Source organism: Bacillus sp. SKDU12 (assembly GCF_010093085.1).
GTDB lineage: Bacteria > Bacillota > Bacilli > Bacillales > Bacillaceae > Bacillus > Bacillus mexicanus.
Map to the genome: position 1 here is coordinate 496,882 of NZ_MSRC01000003.1, position 23,609 is coordinate 520,490.

The following is a 23,609-nucleotide window of genomic DNA, read 5'->3' on the forward strand; positions in this document are numbered from 1 at the left end:
CTCCCTCGTTTTTAAAGGGGAGTTAATACATGTACGATTTTAAAAATATACCGCAAGAGCTAAAAAACGCCCCTCAGTGGATTCTATGGCGTTCGGAAGAGCGTAACGGCAAAAAAACGAAAGTGCCATATCAGATTGACGGCAGCATGGCTCAATCAAGCAATAAGAGAACCTGGTCCACCTTTGCCACTATCATGAAGTTTTTCAATGAACAGGAGTATGACGGCATCGGCTTCATGTTTTCTAAAGATGATCCGTTCATCGGAATAGATATAGATCACTGTGTAAATGACGGTGTTCTATCTTCTTTCGCTCAGGAAATCATCCAAACAATCAACAGCTATACTGAATACTCCCCGAGTGGTGAGGGTGTTCATATTATCGCGAAAGGTAAGCTCCCATTACGCGGACCGGGCACAGGGAGAAAAAATATAGATAAAGGCCTGGAAGTATACAGGCATGGTCGTTATTTCACGTTCACCGGAAACAGTCTTGATGTTGGACCTGTGCGGGAACGATCGGAAGAGATCAAAACCATCTTTGATAAATATTTAACAGAGAGGGAAGAAGCAAAATCAGTCAGCGCCCGATCACAATCAGGAAGCGATATGAGTAATCTTTCAAATAAAGAAATTTGGGAAAGAATGTTCAACAGTAAAAATGGAAAAAGCATTCAGGACCTTTTTAACGGCCAGCTGATTAATGACGATCATTCTTCCACGGATATGGCTTTATGTAATCATCTAGCATTCTGGACGGACAAGGACGCATCAAAAATGGATTCTATGTTTCGTGAATCAAATTTGTTTCGCGAAAAGTGGGACCAGCAGCATTCAGCCGACGGAGCTACATATGGAGAAATGACTATTGCTGCAGCTATCTACTCGACCGGCCCCACAATATCCGACCTGATGGAGCAGCAAGAGCAGCCGTATGAAGTGTATTTCTCGCAGCCACAGGCCTCACAGGTTGCTGACACAGAGGAAATCATAGACACGCCACCGGTCTTTCATCTGACTGAGCTAGGGAACGCTGAAAGGCTTGTATATTACCATGGCAAGAATATCAGATACTGTAACGAGCTCGACTGGTTAATTTGGAACGGGAAGATGTGGGAGGAAGACAGCAAGAGGCAGATCGAGGCATTAACTGCACAAACTCTACGGGCCATTTACGGGGAAGCGAAGGCCACGGAAGACGGCTACAGAAAAAAGCAGCTTAACGATTGGGCTAAAAAATGCGAGCGTCGCAATATTCGAATGAACACCATCCTGGATACCCGGCCAATGGTTGCTGTTAGAAAACAAGAACTCGACTCTCATACATATCTGTTTAACTGTGAGAATGGTGTAATCGACTTAAAGACTGGGGAACTGCTGCCGCACGATCGTGATTTTCTATTCACTAAAATTTCATCAGTGGCTTATCAAAAGGATGCCGACTGCCCAAACTGGAAGGCATTCTTAGAAAGCATTTTTATAAATGAACAAGGTCAGCCAAACTATGAAATTATTGATTTCATGCAGAAAGCTATTGGCTATTCATTGACCGGGGATACTACGGAACAAGTCATGTTCTTTCTGTTTGGTAATGGCCGTAACGGTAAATCAACGTTTATCAATACAGTTCAGCAGCTGCTGGGCGATTATGGCCGGCAGACGAACAGCGACACATTCATAAAAAAGAAGAATGATAGCAGCATCAACAATGACATAGCCCGACTTGACGGGGCACGCTTTGTGTCGGCCGTTGAGAGTGAAGAAGGTCAGCAGCTGTCCGAGTCGTTGGTGAAGCAGATCACCGGGGGCGAAAAGATGTCCGCGCGTTTCTTACGCCAGGAGTATTTTGAGTTTACCCCAGAATTTAAAGTGTTCTTTACGACAAACCATAAACCAATTGTAAAAGGCAGCGATGAGGGTATCTGGCGCCGTATCCGGCTTGTTCCATTCACTGTTACTATTCCAAAAGAAAAAGTGGACAAAAAGCTCCCGCAGAAACTTGCTGCAGAAATGCCTGGCATTCTCAGGTGGGCGGTGGAAGGCTGCTTGAAGTGGCAGAAGGAAGGGCTCAAGGAGCCGGAAGTAATTCGAAAAGCTACGGAAGGTTATCGAGAGGATATGGACATCCTTGGACCATTTCTTACTGAAAGGTGTGTTATTCACCCGGCCGCAAAGATTGAGTCGAAAGAGATTTATAAGGAATACAAAAATTGGTGTTTCGAAAATGATGATGTAGAGCTAAAAAATCGGGCATTTTATCGACAGCTTGAGATTCGGGGTTTTAAAAAGGAAGTAGGAGCAAAAAATAAGTTGTTTTTCTTTGGTATTGGTTTGCAAAAATTTCAAAGTCATCTTAATTTTGATGATGGGGTTAGTAAAAGGGTTAGTGAATCAACAGCAAAAAATAACGTAACGCCGATGAAAAGAAAAAAGCTATAAGCCTTGGTATATAAGGGTTTTAAATGATGTTTTTCATTAGAAATTTAACGCAGGGTTAGAATGGGTTAGTTAATTTATATGTTCCTCTCACATGAAAATTAATTAATAAAAAATAATATATATATATATAGGGCTTTAATACAAAAATATATAACCCTAACTAACTCACTAACCCTTTTTATAAAGAGGTGAGAAAATTGCACCCAAAACAAATTTGTTCCGATTTAGAGGTATTGGGCTCTCGTTTGGTTCTCGATGGAAACGATCTTTATATTGAGAATCCTGAAAAAGTCTATCCGGAACTTGAGGCATTTGTCCAATCTTACAAAATGCGAATTATCCGGTATTTGAAAGGTGAATACTCGGATCGTGAACATAATGTGAAACAGACAATAGATAAAATCATTAATTATTTCATGGGCATTGATCAAGATATAAATAGAAAAATAGATGACTGGTTCAATCATGATTATGAATCAGTTATGAAGGTGATGAAATTACTTGTTCTCTTTTGGGAGAACGGCTGGAGGGAGCTAAAGGAGTCCGTTTCAAACTTTGAAAGTGAAGAAACGGACCAGCTTTCCAAAGAAATCTATGATCGGGCCATGTCGTATTTTAAGGGGAAGAAAGCATGACAATTATTCACTATAACTATTCGGAAACTGAGTTAAAAGAGATTCTGGACAGCATGATCATTATTGTGGATACGAGGGAGCAAAAGAATCAGCATGTTCTCGATTATCTCCGTAAAAAGAAAGTGGCAATCAAATTCAAAGGAATGAAAACCGGCGATTACTCGGCCATGATTCCCAAGAATGATGAATTTGGAATCAGCCGTGATATGTATTTGAATGCAGCAATTGAACGAAAAAACGGAGTGGACGAGTTGGTTCAGTCGATTAAAGACCGTTCTCGTTTTGAAAATGAATTAATTCGGGCGTCCAGGCATCCATTCACTCTTCTTGTGGAAGACCTTGAAGGGTACCAAAAGATACTCAACGGAAAATATCGTTCAAAGTATGAACCGAAAGCGCTGCTGGGCAGCTTAAAAACATTTGAAGTGCGTTACAATTTTTCAACGGTTTTTATTAATCCCAGTGCGACCGGAAACTATATCTATCATCATTTTCATTATATGGCTCGGGAATTATTAAAAGGTGGATTATTATAGCAAAGCCCAGACAGCAGAGAAGTTGTAAAAATTTAAATCTTATTATATACAAAATGAGTTTTGCTATCTGGCTTCCTATATAATCACGTATTTTTATCGTGAGATGTGTTGTTTACCATCTAGTTCGTTAAGTGGTATCCATCTACCCTCTATAGCACATACCCCAGAACCTCTTTCTATTGGATATACGACATAGATGAATTCCATCCAGTCGCCTATTGAGCTGACATACTCAAAGCGTACATCATGAATAAATATTCTAGTTTCTCTAGGAAAGGAACTCGTATTTGCTGGGGCTGAAATCATCTGACCGATACTTGGTTGGTATTTTCTTTGTTCTGATCTTTGAATATTCTGTGTGTAATTATTGTGAATATACGGTGACGGAACAGGATAATACATTAGATACATTTTAAAACATCTCCTTGGAAAATAATTTACAGTTCATCGTATTTCTAATTTGTGTATAAGGTGATGGGTAAAACTTATTGTCCTGTTTTTAGGGATTTAATCACAAAAAGCCTGATGGTCGGCAGTTGTAAGTGCTTTCAATAAAAGAATTAGACGAAAAAATTCAAAAGGTTTTGATTGAAAGGGGAAAATAAATATGGTATTTGTAGGTTTTGAAGAATCGAAGGAATTACGACAGTTGGCTGAAAGCATAATTGACGAGCACCACCCACATTTAAAAGACGCTAAACAGCAAATTGGTTTCTATCTACGGGAAGGGAACAGCAAGTGGGCAGGAAAGGCGAAAAAATGCACAGCATTCGAACGTCATATGACCGATTACATGCTTTTCGTGTTTATCAATAAGGCTGCATGGAAGACGATGCCGGAGGAACAACGCGCTGCTCTGGTAGATCATGAGCTTTGCCATTTTACTCGAGAAAAATGGGAAGAGCCTGACCCGCAAGACCAAAACAAATGGGTGACTGTGTACGGTGCTGCCACCGATCCAGACAGCTGGGGTATCCGTGAGCATGATGTTGAGGAATTCTCTGAAATTATCGAGCGCCATGGTTTATGGGATACCGGTATTGAAACATTTGCCGAGGCAGTACGTGAAGCTGATCACCAAATGACCATTTCAGACGTGCAGCGTCTATCGAGGGTGAAATAAATGGGGGTAGTCAGAAACTTTATATCAGGGGATTTTGCATGCATCGGAACCGAACATGAGTTCGTTTTGGTTATGAAAAATAAAATATATGGTCCTTATGATAACAGCAAGTTTAAAGCCATGTTATATGCGTTGGAATGTGGCTTAAAAAGTGAAAGGACAGCGAAATGATTATATTTATTGGCTCACTATTCGTTATTAATTCAGTGGCTCTTGCCTTATGGATTTGCTTAACAGAACGCCAAATACAAAAATGGGAACGCGAAAAATAGAGGAAAGGAGGACGGGTGTGACAGAACAACTTTCATTCCTTCATCCTGTGGATTTGAAGGCAGTCCGTAAAATCGTAATCAAAGAACTCAAAGATTATCGAGCTTTGAAAGTACAGCTTGAGAATAAAAAGGAATCGGTTGAAGCTGGCATCAGCCCGTTTCCTTCTATCAGAGATTCTTTTATATTAAATGAATTGAAGGTCAAACAGATGGAAAGGGCGTTAGAAAACAGTCTGGACGATGAAGAACGGATGATCATTGAGAAAAAATACTTAGCTGCCAGCCAAACAAAGGACATTCATATCTATATGGAACTTGGCATGAAGAAGGACACCTATTATGAAATAAAACAGCGTGCCATTTTACGTATTGCCACAGCACTCGGAATAATCTGAGTGCTTTTTTTGTCGACAAATTTCCGATAAAACAGGGGACATTTTAGGGGACAAAAAGGGGGACTATTTATGTTTGAAATCTCGATAAACTTAACCTATCAACGAAATACGATAAATAAAACTTATAGAAATATACGGGAGAAGCGTCTTTCCCTTATCAAGACGAATTCGGATACGGAACAAAGGTGTTGAGGAATGAAGCCAAAACGAGAGGAACATTCTGAGCCTGGATAGCAGCTAGTCTGAGGCGTCCGTATCGGGAGAATAGTATTATCGTGTTTCATTGTGCGATCTTGCTATACTTGGCTTCCTCTCGGAGTATTGTGAGATGCAAATAATAGTTATAGAAAATTGCATATTTTTTGAAAAAAGAGTATTATTTCTCTAGGAGCATAAACCTTTAGTCTTGAAAACCAATAAAAGAAAGTAGGATAGTAAAATATGTTTGTTGGGATTAAGAAGAATAAAGATAATGAAAGAACAATTAATTTCCTAGAGAACCTTGTTATTGAAAAGAAACCAGAAAGAATAATTTTATTTAGTACAAAGTCGGAAAGTTCTTCTAGGTTAATGGAAGATTTTCTAACGGCGCTAAACGCTAATAAACTCAAGACTAAAATTATTAAGTTTGAAGATATAATAAATGATTCATATTATTACATAGACACTCAGAAACATGATTTGGTTGCAATAGACGGCTTCTTAAACAAAATTGTTTTAACAGCAGATCAGGAAAAGGCTCTTGACTTGTTTCTCGCCACACATGAAGGGGAACGAATATTTTTTAATTGTCCATTAACACCTAAAGAGATTTTTTCTTTAAAGGGACAGTTAATAAGCGAATCGAGCTTTTCGAGAACTATTTTCGGTAGCTGTCAATTATTTTTAAATGAAAGTGATAGAGAAGAATTTCTTAAGATGCTATATCATTTTAGAGAAATAAGTCCAGATAATCGAATTAAACAATCAATAAATTTCTTAGAGAATAAAATAACACCTTACCAAGAGTTAGAATTTATATCGAAAGAAAAAATACAGGAGTTATTATCACAAGGCAACGACAGTTATAACACATGTTTAATTCTAACAAAAGAACCACAATTAAAATTGATTCCTTTTGAAAACCTTAAGCAATTTGATATAGCTGTTAGGTTGGAGTCATTTGCAGCTGGTAATGGTTATGTTGGGAAAAAACCTTCAAATGCTAGTGTTAATGAGTATTTTCGAACACTTTTAGAAGGCTATTATACTTTTCTTAAAACAGGTAAAGAACAATACTTAGATTATTTAGTGTATAGTTCTTTTACAGACTTAGATCTTATTTTAGAAATAAAGAAAGAAATGAAGAAAATTAATTCATAATTAAAAGAAGCATCCTATGTTTATGGGTGCTTTTTTTATTCTCGGTAAACTACTTCCGGTAAATCGTTCGACAAATTTTGCAAAAGATAAAAATGAAATATCTTCCACCGATGTAATAGGTGGGAGGTGATAAAATGAGTAATTATCCATACAAACATGATAAAGGTAGCCTTGTTTATAAAGTGGAGAATTATAAATTCCGTTTTCGAGGAATACATGCTGCTGAAATTGAAATAGCAGATGTACCAGGAGAAAATGCAGCATTTACATTCCAAATCGAAGAAAATAAAACGTTTTGGGGCGATGTGCCATCTGACTTGCTAGGAAAGTTGCACTCAGGTTGTGAAGAATTAAAACCTTTTGGGGTTGAATTGACTTTTTACAATGACAAAGATGCAGCTATACAAGTTGCTACTGATACCATCGAAAAAATCTTAAACAAATACAAAGCGCCAGGGAAATTAGATTTTTAATATTCTCTAAGCATAAAAAGCATCCTTCGGGGTGCTTTTTAATATTCTCTGTAAACTGCTTCCGGTAAACCGGATAGGCAATTTGTTAATGGTTTAATTATGGAAGCTTTAAAGAATTATAATCTTTCTTATACCTAATGGTCTGATGCTTTTTCGTAATTATTCCTTTAGTAGTTAAAATAACGAAAACACGAGGTTAATCAAAAACTAGACAAAAATATTAAAATTTGTACATAATCTAAAATGGGGGGATTAATTTGGATGTAAAACAGTTCATGATTGAGTTTAATAAACATAAAAATCAGGCTTTAGTAAAAAGGTGTTTCCACGAAGATGAAAATTGCAACAAAATAATTAAGGCGCATTCAATACAAAATAACAAAATATTAAGTAAGATTTCTGAGAATGGTGAAGTTTTAATGTTTTCAAGCGAACCGGATGTTGATAACTTTATTTCAACTAGTTTGAGACCACAAGGACGAAAAAAGGCTACTACTTTTACAGGATTTTGTGGTTATCATGATGCAATTTTTACTCCAATAGAAGAATCTGATTATGTAATAGGTAATAGAGAACAAGAATTTTTGTATGCTTATAGAGCTTGTACAAAAGAGCATCATTCAAAATTATCGAGTACATTTATGATGAAAAATCTTCAAAACCTTGTGATAAATGGGCAATATAATGATTTCAGCAGTCATTTCGATAAAAATAAACCTTCTCCAGAACATATAGACTTTATGAGTGATATGTTTGAGTCTCATTTGTTTGGCGCAAATGATGCTGTTGAGAGAGGTGAAAAACATATAAAATGGTTTAATAACTGGCTTGACAATTCGGAATTTGAAAATATTATTTCTGAAGTTATTGAACTAGATACAGAACATCATTTAGCAGTCACTTCTACTATCCTGGTGGAAAGGGATTTAGTAGGGAATCAAATAAATAATTTAGACGATTGGACCATACCTTTGGCTCCTTTATTTCTAACTGTTTTTCCTCAAAACGGAAAAACATATATTATACTTAGTTATTTTACGAGAAATAAAAGAAGATACAAATTTTTAAGTGAGCAAATACTATCTAAAAGTGTAGACGAACAAAAAAATATAATCTCTAATATCATCATTTCCTATGCTGAAAATACTGCATTCTCTCCTATTTTGTGGAGACAATTCAATCGTGAAACGCAGCGTAAAATTGAGGAAATGTTTTTTGATACAATAAATGATTTCGATAAGCCCTTGGTATGGGACAAGTCTCTAAATTTATTTATATAAAATTATTTTGGATTAGTATCGGCTAGAATGAAAAGAAGATAAACCTTTTTCGTCTTTCTGTCTATTGGAAAGGCGTTTTTATTTAGGTTGGAATTGTCAAGAAACTACTGTTAAGAAGGGCAAAAAGGTGTCTTGATCAAGATGACGTTAGGTAATAAACCAAGGCTACGTATATGGGGGTAAACTTAACATGTCTATTACTATGAGGACACGACAGGGAAAGCACAGGGTGTAGAAGATATCTATGGTTGAATGGAAATAAAGTGGCCAAGTAGGTTGAAAACCCTTTGTATGAGATAGGCATTGGTAAAGGGATTAAAAAGGAGTGCGTTGATGATCATACGGAAAAAACTCACATTTTTTCTTAATTATAAATATAGAAACAGAGGATTGAATTTATGCCCCATAAGTCTCTAAGAATATGCGCCGCCCCTGGGTGCCCCAGCCTCACCCGTGGTCGGTACTGTGATGTACACAAGACACAGCAACAAGAAGAAACAAAACATTACAACAAACATTCAAGAAACAAAACAATAACAAGTTTTTATAAATCAACAGATTGGAAACGAACAAGACAACTTGCTTTGATAAGAGACAATTATCTTTGTCAGCATTGTTTGAAAGATCATTGCTTCACTCCGGCGGACATGGTGCATCATATTGTGGAAGTAAAGGAAGATTGGTCGAAAAGATTAGACTTGGACAACCTTGTAAGTCTGTGTAATGCCTGTCACAACAAGGTTCATGGCGGTAAGGGCAAGTGACCCTCCCCCCTATCCAAATCTCTGGAAAGGAAACGTTTGGAGAACGGCGCCCCCTCTTCTGCAAACAAACACCGCTTTTCAAAGTTCCGGAAAAACAAAATACCCTCCCGGCGAAATTGCCGAGAGGGCTTGGTACGACTGGTTTTGTTGTTAATTCCATCGTATCACGATTGGTGAAAAAAACAAGCAAAAAATGCAATTTTTTTGATGTGAAATGAGGTGAGAACATGCCGAGGCCTGCAAAATCCGCGACGCTTCAATTGATACAGGGCAACCCAAATAAAAAAAATACGGAAGAGCTGGCCGCCCGGGCTGAGCACGAGAAGAAAATGAAAATGCGATCCGATAATATAAAACCGCCAACGTGGTTGGATAAGGTCGGAAAAAAAGAATTCAAACGGGTTGTTGCTCTATTAACAGAAGTTGAAATCATCACGGAAGCGGATATCAGCATGTTGGCTGCCTATTGTAATGCCTATTCGCAGTATGTATCAATTTCTAAAATTATTGAAGAAGACGGGATCATGGTCCATACGGAAGGAAAAGACGAAGACGGCAACCCAATAAAGCTTGTTGGTGAAGAGCATCCGTTATTAAAGCGGCAAAAGAATTATTTTGATCAAATGAAATCAGCAGCGAATGACTTTGGCCTTACACCGTCTGCTCGGGCAAAACTTGCTATCACCCGTACCCAGGAAGAGCGGGAAAAGACGGCTGCGGAGAAGGAGTTTAAAAACGTATGAAGACAATCAAACAATTTCTCATTGATTACTCGCGCGATGTGATATCGGGTGAGATTGTGGCGTGTGAAAAACACATTTGGGCCTGCGAGCGTTTTTTAAATGATGTGAGTCGGGAAGGAACAAGGGAGTTTTCTTATGTGTTTGATGATGAAAAAGCCCGCCGGTTCCTTTACTGGATGACTCAGTTTAAACATACGAAAGGGCCTTTACAGGGTGAAAATATTGTACCTGAGCCTATTCAAATATTCATCTTTGGCAATGTGTACGGCTGGGTGCATAAGGATACCGGCTATCGCCGATTTAAAAAAGTCTATTGGCAGGTAGGTCGTAAAAACACCAAAACGCAGAGCCTGGCTTGTGTCGGTTCTTATGAGGCAATGGCAAACGATGAATATATGTCCGAGGTTTACATTGGTGCCACAAAAACGGAACAAGCAAAAATCTGCTGGAATGAAATTAAGGCGCAGATTATGCAAGCTGACCTTTTGAACAAGCCGGAGAAAAAGTATCGAATTGCATATGGAAAAATCGAGCATCCAAAAACTCAATCTAAAATTGAGGCGCTTTCCAAGGATGCTGGCAAAACAGGGGATGGTTTTAACCCGCAATGCGGCATTATCGACGAATACCATGCGCATAAAACCTCAGAAATTTATGATGTCCTGGCTTCCGGTATGGCTGCCCGGGCTCAACCATTGATGTTGATTATTACTACGGCCGGATTTGAATTGAATAATCCTGCTTATCGTGTTGAATATGATTACGTGTCTCGCATATTGGACCCGAATAAGGTGGAACAAAATGAACAGTATTTTGTGATGATCAATGAGCTTGATAAAGGTGACGACGTCAAAGACGAAAAGAATTGGATTAAAGCAAATCCGATTGTTGCGGCCAATGAACACGGCTTGAATTATTTACGAGGAGAGTTGGAGGTTGCACTTGCCGTCCCGGAGAAAATGCGAAATTTCATGACAAAGAACATGAATATCTGGGTTAACATGCGGGAGAATGGCTATATGGATATGCAGGCATGGACAGACTGCGGGTCTGATCAACTTCCAGACTTGAAAAACCGAGAGTGTTATGTCGGCATCGACTTATCAAAAACGATTGATTTGACGGCAGCCTCTTTTATCTTTCCGTTAGATGACGGCAGTTTTGCTGTAGAAAGCCACGGATTTATGCCGGAGGACACATTCCATGAAAGAATGAAGACAGATAACGTCCCCTATGATTTGTGGAAGAAAAGGGGATGGTTAACGACAACAGATGGTGCAGTTGTTGACTATGACTATATCAGGGCTTTCATCAAAAAAATGGAGAACCAAAATGGGTGGAGAATCAAGGAAATAGGTTATGATCCATACAACGCCACGCAGTTTGCTCAGCAAATGGAAGCGGATGGATATACAATGGTTGAGATACGGCAGGGCGTAGCCACGTTGTCCGAACCAACAAAAGATTTTAGAGCTAAAGTGAAGGCGAAAAAAATCATTCACCCTAAAAATGATTTGTTAACATGGGCGATGGGTAATGCGGTAACAAAAGTAGACGCCCAGGAGAATATAATGCTTGATAAATCCAAATCAACTCAGCGTATTGATCCGGCAGCAGCTTTAATTAATGCGTATGTGCGCGCTTCTCAGATTAATAATGAAGTTGATTTAAATGCTTATATTCAGTCAGCTTCTTTCTCTTTCTAAAGGTGGTGTAAGAGTGAAGAAAATATTGAAGGGCTTTCTACTCTTTTTGAATGATTTTCTATTTATCATTGGAGCTGCTTTTGTTCTGACTGCTGCATATCGTTTGAACGCAAACATCGGTCTTATTCTGACGGGTGTCTTTTTTATGTTTTATGCTGCGCTTTTAAGCAAGAAAAGGGGGTGATTAATTGTTTTTAGAAGGATTGTTTTCAAAAAGATCAAACGAATCTGACCCCTGGAACCTTGCTGATCCACCAGAGTGGATAGTTGATATGTTTGGCGGTTCCAAAACGGCAAGCGGTGAGCGTGTAAGTGAAGCTACTGCACTGGTTCATCCTGATGTGTTTTCCTGTGTGAATGTCTTATCGGATGATATTGCTAAACTTTCGATTCATACATTCCAGAAGGTTAATGGAAATATCGAAAGCGGGATGGACCATCCAATTGCTTCATTACTTTATCTTAAACCGAATCAATACATGACAGCTTTCACTTGGAAGAAGCTCATGATGACTCATGTTTGTACCTGGGGCAATGGATATTCGTATTTAAAGCCTGATAAAAATGGTTTTATTACTGATTTGCTACCATTAAATCCGGCCAATACTCATCCCTATGTGGACCCAAATACAGGAATTTTGTGGTATGAAACCATCATTAATTCAAAAAGAGTGGAATTGTATGCTGACGAGGTTTTGCATTTCAAAGGTATGACTGAGGACGGGATTAACGGTAAAAGTCCAATAGGCGTTATAAGAGAGCAAGTCGGAGCTCAATCAGCTGCTACAAAATTTAACGCGAAGTTGTATAAGAATGATGCCACTCCCAAGGGCATTCTGAAAGTGCCTACCTTGTTAGAGGAAGGCGCGAAGGACCGAGCAAGGAGAGAATGGGACAGGGTAAATGCAGGGAGAAATATTGCCATTATTGATGCCGGGCTTGATTATCAATCAATTTCAATGCCATTGCAAGAGGCGCAATTTGTAGAATCAATGAAATTTAATAAGGCTCAGATTGCCTCTATTTTTAAAGTCCCTTTGCATAAGATCAATGAGCTCGATCGGGCGACGTTTAGCAATATCGAACACCAATCTATTGAATATGTAAAAAATACACTTCAGCCGTGGTTAGTATCGTTTGAACAAGAGTTCATTACTAAGCTGTTTACCGATGACGATATTAAAAAGGGGTACTATACCAAATTTAATGTTAATAGCGAATTACGCGGTGATGCAAAATCAAGGGCTGAGTATTACGAAATTATGGAACGCATCAGCGGTTTGAATATTAATGAAATCCGAGCATTAGAAGAGAGAAATGCCATAGAAAATGGAGACCGTCATCTTGTTTCTCTAAATTACACGTTCTTAGATACGCTTGAGCAATATCAAATGAGTAAAGCAAAAGCAGTTAAAGGGGGTGAAAACAAAAGTGAACAAGGAAGTACGTCATCTGACAACGAAAATTGAGTTACGCTCTGCCGGTGAAGGTGAAGAGAAAAGGCATTTTATTGAGGGATACGCTTTGAAATTCGAAAAATGGTCCGAGCCGTTGGGAGGATGGTTTAAAGAAATCATCAGCCGGAACGCCCTGGATTCTACAGACCTTTCTAACGTAGTCGCGCTTTTTAATCATCGTCAGGATTATCCCTTAGCGAGAAATACCGTTTCTGAGGATGTAGGGAGGCTTGAGCTGGAAACAGATGCAATAGGTCTCAAATTCCGTTTTATCCCTACAGACACGTCATACGCGAAGGATTTAATGGTGAATGTTAGAAGCGGAGTCGTTAATCAGTGTTCTTTTGCTTTTTCTTTGGATTATAGAAACGGAGAGCCAGATGAGTGGCAGCATAATGATGAAGAAGGAGTTTATGAACGGCGAATCAATGCTATAGATAGAATCTTTGACATATCGCTGGTCACAACACCTGCCTATAGCGATACGGAGGCCGTTGTTAGTGAACGAAGCTTGGCTAAAGTGGAGCAGTTAAGAGAAATGCGTGCTGCCCCAATTGAACAATTAAAAATGGAGCTTGAACTTTTAGACCTGACAATTTAGGTCTATTTTTTATGTCCAAATTCAAGGAGGAAATACGAATGACAGTTGCTATGACGAAAAAAGAACGTGAATTGAGACAAAAATTCACACAGAAAAAACAAGAGGCATCCAATCTTCTGAATGAAGGGAAGTCCGAAGAAGCCCGCACTATGCTTGATGAAGCCAAGGCGCTGCAAAAACAAATCGAGCTTATGTCAGAAGAGCGTGCCTTGGAACTGCCGGCATTGGGTGAAGAGCGAAACTTTGTACCAGAACTTGAACCAAAGCCTGATGAAGAACCCGAACAGCGCAATATTTTAACAGCCACAAAAGAGTACCGGGATGCTTGGTTTAAAGTGCTGACCGGACGCAGCCATGATCTTGGCGAAGAAGAAAGAAGTATGATGCAGCGTGTCTTAAAAGAAAATCGCTCATTGTCTTCTGGGAGTGATAAAGACGGGGGATACACTGTACCAGATGATATTTCAAAAGAAATTCTGAAATCTATTCAGGAGCTAAACTCAGTACGTAATTTGGTTCGCGTTGTACCAAAAACTGCTCCATCAGGGAGCTATACAGTCCGAAAGGGTGTGGCTGGAAAGCTTTATAACACGGCCGAGAAAGAACAAATCAAAGAACTGAAAAACATGGAATTTGATCAAATCTGGTATAACGTGAAGAAATTCGCCGGATTTATGCCTGCGCCTAGCGAGCTATTAAATGATTCATTTGTAAACTTTGTCCGCGAGATCGTGGACTGGCTTTCTGAGTCTGCTATCGTAACAGAAAATGATGAAATCTTTTACGGAGTAGGCGGCGAGAAGAACGTTGAAGGAATCATTTCTAGCGGGAAATTCAAATCAATCAAGGCACCGTCTCTCATTACTATTAAGTTCTTGCGGAAAGTCAAAAACCAGATTAAACGAGGGTACCGCAAAAACGCAAAATGGGTGATGAACACAGAAGCGTTTGAAACGCTGGCAAACATTGAGGACAAAAACGGCAGAGGTATTTTGGCTGAAGACCCTAGAAATGAAGACAATTTCCTTCTGTTCGGCCGTCCAGTTGAAGTCTATGACGAAATTGTTACTGACGAAAAGACACAAAAAACACACATTCTTTTTGGTGATTTCAAACGTGGATACTTTATGTTCGATCGTCAAAAGTTCGAAATTAAGTCAACTGATGTGGGCGGGGATGCTTTCCTTACTGATCAAACATATTTCCGAGGTATTGAGCGTTTCGACGGGAAAGTTGTTGATCCAGAAGCTGCCGTCATCGTTACTGACCTTGTTGTCGGAGAAGAGGCACAAGTGGAAACACCATCGACTGAATCTGCGGACTTAGGTAAATAAAAAACGAAAGGATTGATTTAACATGGCAGATTTTTTAAATGAAAGTAACGGAGCAAAAACATCAGCAAGAGACAACGGATCAGGGGAACCGATTACGGATGTCTCTATCGCGGACAACAGCGAACATAATCCTCTCTATGTAAAAGGCCTTCAAGGCGAACCCGGGCCTCAAGGCCCTAAAGGGGATACCGGGCCGCAGGGACCAAAGGGAGACAAAGGAGATACTGGTCCTCAAGGTCCAAAAGGAGACGCTGGACCACAAGGTGAGCCAGGTCGCCAAGGTCCAAAGGGTGACAAGGGTGATCCTGCTGTTATCGGTGAACAATCCATCTCACATGAAATGTTGCAGGAAAAATCAGTCCGCAGCATTAACATTGGAACGGGCAGCGTTATGATGGATCACTTAAATAGTGAAGTGAAAAACGTATTAGATGGGCTACAAAAACAAATTGATGAGCTGAAACCGAACACTTCTGCTGAATGAAAGACAGGTGATGTCGAGTGACAGAAGAAGAGAAAGTTGAATTAGAAAAGGCAAAAAAGTTCCTCCGGGTTGATGGTGACCTGGAGGATGATTTGATTTTAGACTTTATTGCATCAGCAAAAGAATACATTGCTTCGGCTACCGGTCTTACATTCCCGAATAAATCAGCCAGGGCGGCAATGTGTGTGAATGCATTCGTTGCTCACTGGTATGAAAACAGAGAAATTGCCGGGACAACTTCTAACTTGGACGGCGTGCTGACTACCATGATCAATCAGCTCAAATATACATTGCCGGAGGCTGCTCCTAATGCTGAATGACATGAGATACCGTATTCAATTTCAGAAAAAGAAGCCTGCTGGCCGCCTTCCTGTTGATGGAAAGGACAGCTGGCAAACGGTAATTGAATGCTGGGCTAAAGCTGAAGGTTTAAAAGGCCGAGAGTATTATGCTGCGGCTGCGATCCAGAAGGAAAAGACAGTGGAATTTACAATTCGACATCGCGAAGACATAGACGAGCATATGCGAATCATCTTTCGTGAAAAAGCTTATGAAATCGAGTCGATCTTGCCTAACTATTCGCGCCGGCATTTCATTACAATTAAAGCAAATGTGGTGAGTTGATGAATTTTGAGCTGGAATTAAAGGGGTTTAAAGAACTGGAATCTACATTCGCAGACTTAGCCCGCAAGGACGAAAAAATCCATAAAGCAACCGTAAAAGCAGGCGGTGCTGTATTGGCGGAAGTAATCAATGATAATGCTCCGCGGTCAGCTATTGGGGGTAAGCACCCTCACATTGACGAGGACATTATTGTTGGAAACAGGATAAAGCGAGATGAAGACGGAGAAATATATGCCGTTGTCGGCCCCACAAAGAACACTAAATTCCGTGTTCACTTGCCGGAGTTTGGAACCATTCATCAGGCAGCAAATCCTTTTATTCGAAACAGTATGATCCAGGCGAATGATAAGATGCTTGATGCTATGGAAAAGGTCATAAAGGCGGGGTATAAGTTATGAGTTTTTTTAATCTCATCGAAAGATCAATGCAATTAAAGGACAAGGTATTTGAAGCGCTGGAAACCCATCCGGCGCTTTTGTTATTGATTGATCCTGCCACTATTTATGAACTGGCCGTACCAGAAGGGCTTGAAAGTTCTCCTCCTTACATTGTGGTTCAGGAAATAGACTACAGAACAACTAAATGGGCTGATGGGAAGCCGATACAAGACAACGCCGTTTATCAGATTGATGTGTACCACAATAGTTCATGCGATCCTATTTTGGCCCCTATTGTGGACGTAATGAGCGGCCTGGATTTTCAGACAACGGTCCCTATCAATGAATTTTTACAAAAAGAACGTCTTATTCGAAAAGGATATCGGTTCGAAGCAAACATTTTATTATAATTGGAGGTTTTAAGATGCCTGAATACAGTTCAGTGACAGGTTTGAAGAATGTGAAATTTGCGCCATTAAAAAAGGCGGGTAAATTTTATGTTCCCACAGAAATTCTTGACTATGAATTTGCAATCAATATGAAAGTTGAAACAGAAACATCCACAGAAAAACAATATGCGGATGATAAACTTGTCGATCTTGCAGTTTCAACTGGTTCAACTAAATTAGACATTGAAATGCGGGATCTGCCAATGGAGATTCTCTCTAAATTACTTGGAATTGAACAAGATGAAAACGGATTGTACTTGTTTAAGAAAAATATCATTCCTCCTTGGGTTGCGATGACGTTTCAAGGACCTAAAGCAAACGGCAAGTCTCGTCATGTGGGCTTGGTAAAAGGGAGATTCTCTTTGCCGGGCGATGAATGGAAAACAAAACAAGATAAAACGGATTTCCAAACGATCAAACTTTCAGCCGAATTTGTAGATAGAGAGCAGGACGATGTGTTCAAAATCGTTGCGGATGAAGATGGAGAAAAATACGATATAGATCACTTTTATAAGGCAGTTTTTGGGGATGCCTATCAAAATAAACAAGATCCAGAAGAAAATGTAAGTGCTGATCTTGGGAAATAAAAGGGGAAGCTGAAAAGCTTCTCTTTATTCAGATAAAATCCATTTAACCAAAAGGAGGAGTCATTATGGCTCAGAAACATATTTCTATCAAATTGTGGTTTGAAGACGAAAAAAAGTTTAAAACTTTTATTGCACCGCGAACAAATACAAAGACACTTCTTGAAGCGCTAAGATTAAATGCTGAAGCGGAAAAAACATCAGATAATCTTGAAAAGAGCATCAAAACATTGGAGAAACAAATCCAGTTTATTGTGAAAATATTCCGTGACCAGTTCACTTATGACGAGTTCACCGAAGGGCTACAATCATTTGAAGTGACAAAAGAAGTCAGCCGAATTCTCTCAGAGGTAGCTGGATACAAAGAAATTGAGGAAATGGATCAAGATTTTTTGCAGGAGAAGACGGAGAAGAATACACCTACGAACGAGGAATCCAGCAAATAAATGAAATTTATTCCACACTGCTTGAACAAGGGTGGAAAATGACTGAAATAGATAACATGGACATTTACCATTACTTAGAGGTTTTGGCTGAAAAGAATAAGCCGAAAATTAAGACGGTAACAATTGACCAAATCTTTTAGACAGGTGCTCACCTGTCTTTTTTTGTTGAGTTTATGCCAGGAAAGCGGGGTGTTTACATATGGCTCAACCAATAGGAAATATGGTTGTTAAAGTAGGTCTTGACGATACAGGTTTTAATCGAGGTATTGAAGGCCTAAAAAGGCAAATGCGCCTGGCAAACTCAGAAATGAAGGCGGCCGGCAGTATTTATAAAAATACCGGTAACCAAACGAAACTCCTTCAGTCGAAAATGGAAGGCCTAAACAATAAATATAAGATTCAAGGCCGTTTAGTCCAAGAACATCGTCAGAGATATGATGAATTGGCCCGTCAAAAAGGAAAGGACAACCGCGAGACACAAATCCAAGCTCGGCGATTAAATGATGCAATAGCTGTTCATCAAAATTTAGGAAGAGAACTGCAGCAAGTCAGCAAAGAATATGATACCTTGTCAGGAAACACTAGCCGGGCTGCAAGTGTTTTCTCTGTCTTTAAAAAGGATTCACAAGAAGTATCAAAAGAATTAAAGGCTGTCTATAATTCAGCGACTGAAACAGGGAAGGCGCTGACAGCTATAGGGGTGGTTGGAGCCCTTGGCATAGGGGCAACTGTTAAGGCTGCAGCCAGCTTTGAAAAGGAAATGAGCCGGGTTGCAGCGTTAGCAAATGCAACAGATGACCAAATGGCCGCGCTTACTGAAACTGCCCGCCATCTTGGGGCCGTAACACAATACACAGATGGTCAAGTAGCCGAAGGAATGCAGTATTTAGCCATGGCCGGCTATAAAACCAATCAAATCATCGGCGCAATGCCTGGGTTATTGGCAACTGCTGCAGCTGGGCAAACCGATTTAGGTGTTACAGCTGATATTGTCTCAGACATCTTAACGGAGTTTCATATAAAAGCAGAGGACACTAACCGCGTTGCTGATGTTATGGCTTATACGTTTACCAATTCGAACGCTAGGCTCGAGGAAATTGGGCAAACCATGAAATATGCGGCTCCCGCAGCAAAAACCGCGGGTGTGAGCATGGAAGAATTGGCCGCGGCAACCGGGATCATGGCGAACAGCGGGATTAAAGCTGATATGGCCGGAACAGCTTTGCGATCAACATTAACTCGTTTGGCTGCGCCTCCAAAGCCAGCAGCATCGGCAATCGAAGAGCTGGGGCTTAAAGTAACGGATTCAACTGGGAAAATGCGTCCGTTAGCGGACATCATAGGGCAAATCAACGAGAAAACCAAAGACTATACGGAGACAGAACAAATCAGGATTGCCAAACAGCTTGCCGGACAGCATGCTCTATCAGGCTTCATTACTTTAATGCACGCTGGAAAGGATAAACTCCAAGACTTCACAAAAGAATTGGAAAACAGCGGCGGCACAGCTGAGAAAATCGCTGATAAGCAAATGGACAACCTGGCCGGTTCATTTGAATATTTAAAGTCGGCCACAAATAACGCTGTTATTACACTTGGAAATCAATTTATCCCAGTGATCCGTGCTACAACAGACGTCATTACAAGTGCTGTGACATGGTTTGATTCGTTGCCTTCTTCAGTGGCGAGCACAATTGCCATTACAGGTGCAGCGGTCACTGTGTTCTCACTCTTGGGCGGGGCTTTCCTGCTGACATTAGGTTCTATTCCTAAAATGGCTGCGGGTTGGAATATGCTTCGCACAGCTGGGGCTTATTTAACCGGAAATGTGAACCGTGCTTCTACAAGTCTAACTGTTTATTCTGCTGAGGCGATTGCGGCCGGCACAGCTTCAAGAACAGCAGCAGCGGGCATGACTGCCACTTCAACAGCTGCGGCAGTAGCATCCACAAGAATGGACCGTTTTCATCAAACCTCTGCACTTGCCACAACCAGGGTAGGACGGCTTGAACAAACGACAACCAGAAGCGCAAGAGCGATGAGTGGCCTTAGTGGCGCTTCCCGTGTAGCAGGTCTTGGCTTGAGCTTGTTTGGCGGACCAGTTGGAACGATCGCCGGATTAATCCTTTCTTTTGCTCCTGAACTGCTCAAGTTCGGTTCAGGGATCATCAAAGCTGGAGTAAATGCAGTAAAAGGCGCTGGCGGGTTTATGCAGCTTGCGAAAAGTGGATTTGGTCTTTTTAACATTCTAAAAAAAGGTGCCGGGATTGTTGGTCTTTTGCGTGGTGGACTTAGTTTACTTGGGGGACCGATCGGAATAGCTGTTACTGGTGTCACCCTTCTAGCTGATGCGGGATTTAAGTATTATGACAACTTGAAAAAAAGAGTGCTGCCGGCAACAATCGACTTTGGCGATAAGGTGTCTGAATCTACTTCAAAAGCGATTAATGCTTATGAAGATATGAACACCAAAGTCAGTGCCAAGCTGAATTATTACTATTTAACCAACAAAAAGATCACGAAAAAAATTGCTGATAACATGTCCAGTGAGTATGAAAAGATGGGCCAAACCATTCTTGATGGCTATCAAAAGAGCACTGATAAATCTTTGAAAGTGTTAAGTGATTTTTATGTATCTAATAAAGAAATGTCAGAGAAAGAGAAGACAGAAACATTACAGAATATCAAAGACAACAATAAGGACAAGCATAAAGAAATATCCGGGTATACCAAGCGCATCAAAAAGATTTGGGAAAATGCTGCTAAAGATCACCGAGATATTACAGATGGCGAACGTAAGGAAATAGAACAGATTATAAAGAAAATGAATAGCCATGTTGAATCTGCTCTTACTAAAAGTAAAGAAGAGCAGACAATTATCGCTGGAAAACTGAAAGATAACAAAACTCAACTTTCTGCAAAAGAAGCAGCTGCCACAGTTGAAAACAGCAAAAAAGCTAAAGACAATGTGGTCAAGAATGCTGAAAAGCAATATAAAGAAGTGGTGAAAAACGCTGATCTTGAGTATTACGTCAAGGGTTCAATCACTAAAAAACAGCATGATGATACAGTTAGCTCTGCGAAGAGCCAAAAAGATCAGGTTGTGAAACAGGCTGAAAAAACTCATAAAGGCGTGGTAAGTGAAGCGAAACTGCAGGCTGCTGGGCATTTAGAAGAAGTAGATTGGGAGACAGGGGAAGTGCTCGGGAAATGGGATACTTTCCTCGTTGATCTAGCAGGTGTTGTCAATAAAATTACCGGCGGGATCAATACTGTTCTTGAGTTCATGCACATTCCTACCATTCCTGAATGGAAGCCTAAAGGATACAGCGGAAACTCTGAAATGCAAGTAGCGCCAGGCAGGGCATATGCAAAAGGGACAGACTTTCACCCAGGCGGAAGGGCGTTAGTCGGTGAAGAAGGATTTGAGCTTGCTCATACACCAGGCATCGGAACGTATGTGGTTGGAATGGGCGGTCCGCAGGTTTGGGATTTACCGCGTGGTACATCGGTTCTCCCACATAGTCAGTCAAAAGAAGTCATGGCAACCGGTCTTCCTGGTTATGCAGGCGGTGTCGGGAGCTTCTTCAAAGACGCCCTTAATGGCTCCAAGAAGCTTGTGAAAGGAGCCATTTCAGCAGGGAAGGGTGTTGTCAATAAAGCGAAAGATGTTGCATCGGGTGCTATGGAAATGATCTTGAATGGCCCTGAGAAAATGATTAAGAACTTGTTTAAGGGTTTTATTCCTTTTAAGTCAGGAAAAGGTGTGGACTCATTAGGAACTGGAATCCTCCAAACATTAAAAAATGGAGCTGGTCAGTTTTTAAAAAGCATTCTTCCGGATGCCGGGCTTTTCACAGCTGATGCTTATAAGGGAGCGACAGGTTCTGCCCAGGTTCAAAAATGGGTAGCGGAAGCTGTTGGCATTGCTGGTGTACCATTCTCATGGGTTCCTGGCCTGATCACCATTGCAATGAAAGAGTCTGGAGGGAATCCCAATGCAATAAACCTTACTGACTCAAATGCAAGAGCCGGTCATCCTTCTCGTGGGCTGATGCAGACTATCCCGAGTACATTTTCATCTAATGCGTTTCCTGGGCACAATAACATTTTGAATCCGGTTGATAATATACTGGCTGCAATCAATTACATCAAAGGTCGCTATGGGGATATATCTAATCACCCTGGATTGAAGTCAATGGCTCGCGGCGGCCCGTATGTGGGATATGCAAAAGGAGGGACTTCTCCGGGGCGCGGTGGCTCTAAATGGGCAATTCTAAACGAACGGGGCTTTGATGAAACTACAATCACAACAGACCCGACGTATCGAGAACGCAACATCGGTTTATGGGCACGTGTAGGACGTGAGCTCGGTGTTCTTCCGTCACTTCAACAAGGGATGATTTCAAAGGCCCTTGTACTGCTTCAAAAAGCTTCAATGGCTAAAGTCGAGGCAGAGCCGCAAACCAATGTGAATGTTGACATGAGCCGCGTGGTTGAGAATCAAGAGAAGCAAATCAGCATGATGAGCCAGCAAATAGATGCTCTCCAGCAAAACATTCAGCTTTTGCAACAGCTTGTTTTGAAAGACAATCACACGTATATAGACGGGACAAGACTGGATCAAACCAGTGCGGACCGATATAACAAAAAACGTTACAGAAACGGGGGTAAGCCTGCATGGTAAAACTGTTTATTGATTTCAATAACGGATTAGGGGAGCAAAGCCTTGACAGCTTACTCCCTCAATTTGAAGTATTAAGCTTTTTGCCGGAAGCTCCGAATATTAATCGGGAAACAATTACGATCCCTCGGCGGCACGGTTTGATTTTACCGCAGCATCCACGCGATGTGACTTACGGGGAAAGAAAAATAAATGTTGAGTTTTATTTGAATGCGCTCAAGCATGAGAATTTTTATATGTACCGGCATCAGCTATATGCCCTATTGGTTAAGCCGTTTCCTTATTACATTTCTTCTGATCTTTGGCCGAATCGTCGTTTCCTTGTCACTTGTGACGGGAATTTCAGCATCCAAAAAGAGAAGGAGAAAACCTATAACGATTTCTCTGTTGAGTTCACTAATATTACAGGGATGGCGGAATCAACTTTTACAACAAAAGATAAGCAGTATTTCACTAGAGCAAAGCGGACTTTTGGTATGAACATCCCGCCTAATGATCAATTGAACTATTCTTTTAAGAATCAGAAACGTTTTTCTGTGTTTAATCCCGGCGATGTGCAGATAAATCCACTGGATCATGATTACAATGTCTTGTTAAATGCTGCAGGTAAAAATGTAACATTGATCAATCATACTAATGATGAAAAGCTTACGATTGAACAGGAACTAAAGAAAAGTCAGCAGGTTTCTTTTCTCAAACAATATACAATCATTAATAACACGCCGATTAAAACATCTGGCCGGCTGCCGAGTCTTGAAATAGGATGGAATGAGTTTGAAGTTCAGAACACAAGTGACTTCACCATCCAATTCGATACTCGGCTTTATTATTTGTAAGAGGTG

General features: G+C 40.4%; 24 protein-coding genes. All 24 read left to right on the forward strand.

The annotated features are described in order from the left end of the window. Positions 1-29: 29 nt before the first annotated feature. On the forward strand, positions 30-2,438 hold the full coding sequence (locus BTW01_RS03815) for a phage/plasmid primase, P4 family (protein WP_162101714.1): 2,409 nt from the start codon (positions 30-32) through the stop codon (positions 2,436-2,438). Positions 2,439-2,635: 197 nt separating this feature from the next. Continuing rightward, positions 2,636-3,073 carry a hypothetical protein gene (locus BTW01_RS03820; RefSeq protein WP_162101715.1) on the forward strand — a complete coding sequence of 146 codons (438 nt, stop codon included), beginning with the start codon at positions 2,636-2,638 and terminating at the stop codon, positions 3,071-3,073. Next, on the forward strand, positions 3,070-3,609 hold the full coding sequence (locus BTW01_RS03825) for an ERCC4 domain-containing protein (protein WP_162101716.1): 540 nt from the start codon (positions 3,070-3,072) through the stop codon (positions 3,607-3,609). Before BTW01_RS03820 ends, BTW01_RS03825 begins: the two co-directional genes overlap by 4 nt. A gap of 607 nt (positions 3,610-4,216) precedes the next feature. Further along, positions 4,217-4,732: a putative metallopeptidase gene (locus tag BTW01_RS03830; protein ID WP_162101717.1), complete on the forward strand. Its 516-nt coding sequence runs from the start codon at positions 4,217-4,219 to the stop codon at positions 4,730-4,732. A 253-nt stretch (positions 4,733-4,985) separates the two neighbouring features. Then, entirely contained in the window at positions 4,986-5,399 is a 414-nt protein-coding gene (locus BTW01_RS03835) for an ArpU family phage packaging/lysis transcriptional regulator (protein ID WP_162101794.1), read from the forward strand. Positions 5,400-5,840: 441 nt separating this feature from the next. Further along, positions 5,841-6,761 carry a hypothetical protein gene (locus tag BTW01_RS03840; RefSeq protein ID WP_162101718.1) on the forward strand — a complete coding sequence of 307 codons (921 nt, stop codon included), beginning with the start codon at positions 5,841-5,843 and terminating at the stop codon, positions 6,759-6,761. 134 nt (positions 6,762-6,895) lie between these two features. After that, positions 6,896-7,234, forward strand: coding sequence for a hypothetical protein (locus tag BTW01_RS03845; RefSeq protein ID WP_162101719.1), 339 nt, complete (start codon positions 6,896-6,898; stop codon positions 7,232-7,234). Positions 7,235-7,491: 257 nt separating this feature from the next. After that, complete coding sequence (locus BTW01_RS03850) at positions 7,492-8,514, forward strand: hypothetical protein (protein ID WP_162101720.1); 1,023 nt, start codon at positions 7,492-7,494, stop codon at positions 8,512-8,514. Between the two features lie 398 nt (positions 8,515-8,912). Beyond that, positions 8,913-9,278, forward strand: coding sequence for an HNH endonuclease (locus BTW01_RS03855; RefSeq protein WP_162101721.1), 366 nt, complete (start codon positions 8,913-8,915; stop codon positions 9,276-9,278). A 227-nt stretch (positions 9,279-9,505) separates the two neighbouring features. After that, complete coding sequence (locus tag BTW01_RS03860; RefSeq protein WP_162101722.1) at positions 9,506-10,021, forward strand: phage terminase small subunit P27 family; 516 nt, start codon at positions 9,506-9,508, stop codon at positions 10,019-10,021. Further along, positions 10,018-11,727, forward strand: coding sequence for a terminase large subunit (locus tag BTW01_RS03865; RefSeq protein WP_162101723.1), 1,710 nt, complete (start codon positions 10,018-10,020; stop codon positions 11,725-11,727). The genes BTW01_RS03860 and BTW01_RS03865 overlap by 4 nt, the downstream gene beginning before the upstream one ends. A 13-nt stretch (positions 11,728-11,740) precedes the next feature. Beyond that, positions 11,741-11,911: a hypothetical protein gene (locus BTW01_RS18255; RefSeq protein WP_162868971.1), complete on the forward strand. Its 171-nt coding sequence runs from the start codon at positions 11,741-11,743 to the stop codon at positions 11,909-11,911. 4 nt (positions 11,912-11,915) lie between these two features. Next, on the forward strand, positions 11,916-13,196 hold the full coding sequence (locus BTW01_RS03870) for a phage portal protein (protein ID WP_162101724.1): 1,281 nt from the start codon (positions 11,916-11,918) through the stop codon (positions 13,194-13,196). Beyond that, the gene (locus BTW01_RS03875; protein WP_162101725.1) at positions 13,159-13,785 is read left to right on the forward strand and encodes an HK97 family phage prohead protease; all 627 of its coding nucleotides are present in this window, start codon (positions 13,159-13,161) and stop codon (positions 13,783-13,785) included. Before BTW01_RS03870 ends, BTW01_RS03875 begins: the two co-directional genes overlap by 38 nt. A 38-nt stretch (positions 13,786-13,823) precedes the next feature. Beyond that, the gene (locus tag BTW01_RS03880; protein ID WP_162101726.1) at positions 13,824-15,119 is read left to right on the forward strand and encodes a phage major capsid protein; all 1,296 of its coding nucleotides are present in this window, start codon (positions 13,824-13,826) and stop codon (positions 15,117-15,119) included. A gap of 22 nt (positions 15,120-15,141) precedes the next feature. Beyond that, positions 15,142-15,603: a collagen-like protein gene (locus BTW01_RS03885; protein WP_162101727.1), complete on the forward strand. Its 462-nt coding sequence runs from the start codon at positions 15,142-15,144 to the stop codon at positions 15,601-15,603. A gap of 17 nt (positions 15,604-15,620) precedes the next feature. Continuing rightward, positions 15,621-15,923, forward strand: coding sequence for a head-tail connector protein (locus BTW01_RS03890; protein WP_162101728.1), 303 nt, complete (start codon positions 15,621-15,623; stop codon positions 15,921-15,923). Beyond that, complete coding sequence (locus BTW01_RS03895) at positions 15,913-16,227, forward strand: phage head closure protein (protein ID WP_019712664.1); 315 nt, start codon at positions 15,913-15,915, stop codon at positions 16,225-16,227. The genes BTW01_RS03890 and BTW01_RS03895 overlap by 11 nt, the downstream gene beginning before the upstream one ends. Beyond that, positions 16,227-16,625: an HK97-gp10 family putative phage morphogenesis protein gene (locus tag BTW01_RS03900; protein ID WP_162101729.1), complete on the forward strand. Its 399-nt coding sequence runs from the start codon at positions 16,227-16,229 to the stop codon at positions 16,623-16,625. The genes BTW01_RS03895 and BTW01_RS03900 overlap by 1 nt, the downstream gene beginning before the upstream one ends. Beyond that, positions 16,622-17,014 carry a tail completion protein gp17 gene (gp17, locus tag BTW01_RS03905; RefSeq protein WP_162101730.1) on the forward strand — a complete coding sequence of 131 codons (393 nt, stop codon included), beginning with the start codon at positions 16,622-16,624 and terminating at the stop codon, positions 17,012-17,014. The genes BTW01_RS03900 and gp17 overlap by 4 nt, the downstream gene beginning before the upstream one ends. Before the next feature lie 14 nt (positions 17,015-17,028). Continuing rightward, positions 17,029-17,640, forward strand: coding sequence for a major tail protein (locus tag BTW01_RS03910; RefSeq protein WP_162101731.1), 612 nt, complete (start codon positions 17,029-17,031; stop codon positions 17,638-17,640). A gap of 65 nt (positions 17,641-17,705) precedes the next feature. Further along, positions 17,706-18,083, forward strand: coding sequence for a phage tail assembly chaperone G (gpG, locus tag BTW01_RS03915; protein WP_019712660.1), 378 nt, complete (start codon positions 17,706-17,708; stop codon positions 18,081-18,083). Positions 18,084-18,282: 199 nt separating this feature from the next. Beyond that, positions 18,283-22,770, forward strand: coding sequence for a phage tail tape measure protein (locus BTW01_RS03920; RefSeq protein ID WP_162101732.1), 4,488 nt, complete (start codon positions 18,283-18,285; stop codon positions 22,768-22,770). Continuing rightward, complete coding sequence (locus tag BTW01_RS03925) at positions 22,764-23,603, forward strand: phage tail family protein (RefSeq protein ID WP_072693023.1); 840 nt, start codon at positions 22,764-22,766, stop codon at positions 23,601-23,603. The genes BTW01_RS03920 and BTW01_RS03925 overlap by 7 nt, the downstream gene beginning before the upstream one ends. Positions 23,604-23,609: the final 6 nt, after the last annotated feature.

What these genes read in the sequence shown, in the direction of transcription:
- BTW01_RS03815 (WP_162101714.1), top strand. Translation starts at nt 30, where the DNA reads ATGTACGATTTTAAAAATATACCGCAAGAGCTAAAAAACGCCCCTCAG.
- BTW01_RS03825 (WP_162101716.1), top strand. Translation starts at nt 3,070, where the DNA reads ATGACAATTATTCACTATAACTATTCGGAAACTGAGTTAAAAGAGATT.
- BTW01_RS03830 (WP_162101717.1), top strand. Translation starts at nt 4,217, where the DNA reads ATGGTATTTGTAGGTTTTGAAGAATCGAAGGAATTACGACAGTTGGCT.
- BTW01_RS03835 (WP_162101794.1), top strand. Translation starts at nt 4,986, where the DNA reads ATGGGAACGCGAAAAATAGAGGAAAGGAGGACGGGTGTGACAGAACAA.
- BTW01_RS03840 (WP_162101718.1), top strand. Translation starts at nt 5,841, where the DNA reads ATGTTTGTTGGGATTAAGAAGAATAAAGATAATGAAAGAACAATTAAT.
- BTW01_RS03845 (WP_162101719.1), top strand. Translation starts at nt 6,896, where the DNA reads ATGAGTAATTATCCATACAAACATGATAAAGGTAGCCTTGTTTATAAA.
- BTW01_RS03855 (WP_162101721.1), top strand. Translation starts at nt 8,913, where the DNA reads ATGCCCCATAAGTCTCTAAGAATATGCGCCGCCCCTGGGTGCCCCAGC.
- BTW01_RS03860 (WP_162101722.1), top strand. Translation starts at nt 9,506, where the DNA reads ATGCCGAGGCCTGCAAAATCCGCGACGCTTCAATTGATACAGGGCAAC.
- BTW01_RS03865 (WP_162101723.1), top strand. Translation starts at nt 10,018, where the DNA reads ATGAAGACAATCAAACAATTTCTCATTGATTACTCGCGCGATGTGATA.
- BTW01_RS03880 (WP_162101726.1), top strand. Translation starts at nt 13,824, where the DNA reads ATGACAGTTGCTATGACGAAAAAAGAACGTGAATTGAGACAAAAATTC.
- BTW01_RS03885 (WP_162101727.1), top strand. Translation starts at nt 15,142, where the DNA reads ATGGCAGATTTTTTAAATGAAAGTAACGGAGCAAAAACATCAGCAAGA.
- BTW01_RS03895 (WP_019712664.1), top strand. Translation starts at nt 15,913, where the DNA reads ATGCTGAATGACATGAGATACCGTATTCAATTTCAGAAAAAGAAGCCT.
- BTW01_RS03900 (WP_162101729.1), top strand. Translation starts at nt 16,227, where the DNA reads ATGAATTTTGAGCTGGAATTAAAGGGGTTTAAAGAACTGGAATCTACA.
- gp17 (WP_162101730.1), top strand. Translation starts at nt 16,622, where the DNA reads ATGAGTTTTTTTAATCTCATCGAAAGATCAATGCAATTAAAGGACAAG.
- BTW01_RS03910 (WP_162101731.1), top strand. Translation starts at nt 17,029, where the DNA reads ATGCCTGAATACAGTTCAGTGACAGGTTTGAAGAATGTGAAATTTGCG.
- gpG (WP_019712660.1), top strand. Translation starts at nt 17,706, where the DNA reads ATGGCTCAGAAACATATTTCTATCAAATTGTGGTTTGAAGACGAAAAA.
- BTW01_RS03920 (WP_162101732.1), top strand. Translation starts at nt 18,283, where the DNA reads ATGGCTCAACCAATAGGAAATATGGTTGTTAAAGTAGGTCTTGACGAT.
- BTW01_RS03925 (WP_072693023.1), top strand. Translation starts at nt 22,764, where the DNA reads ATGGTAAAACTGTTTATTGATTTCAATAACGGATTAGGGGAGCAAAGC.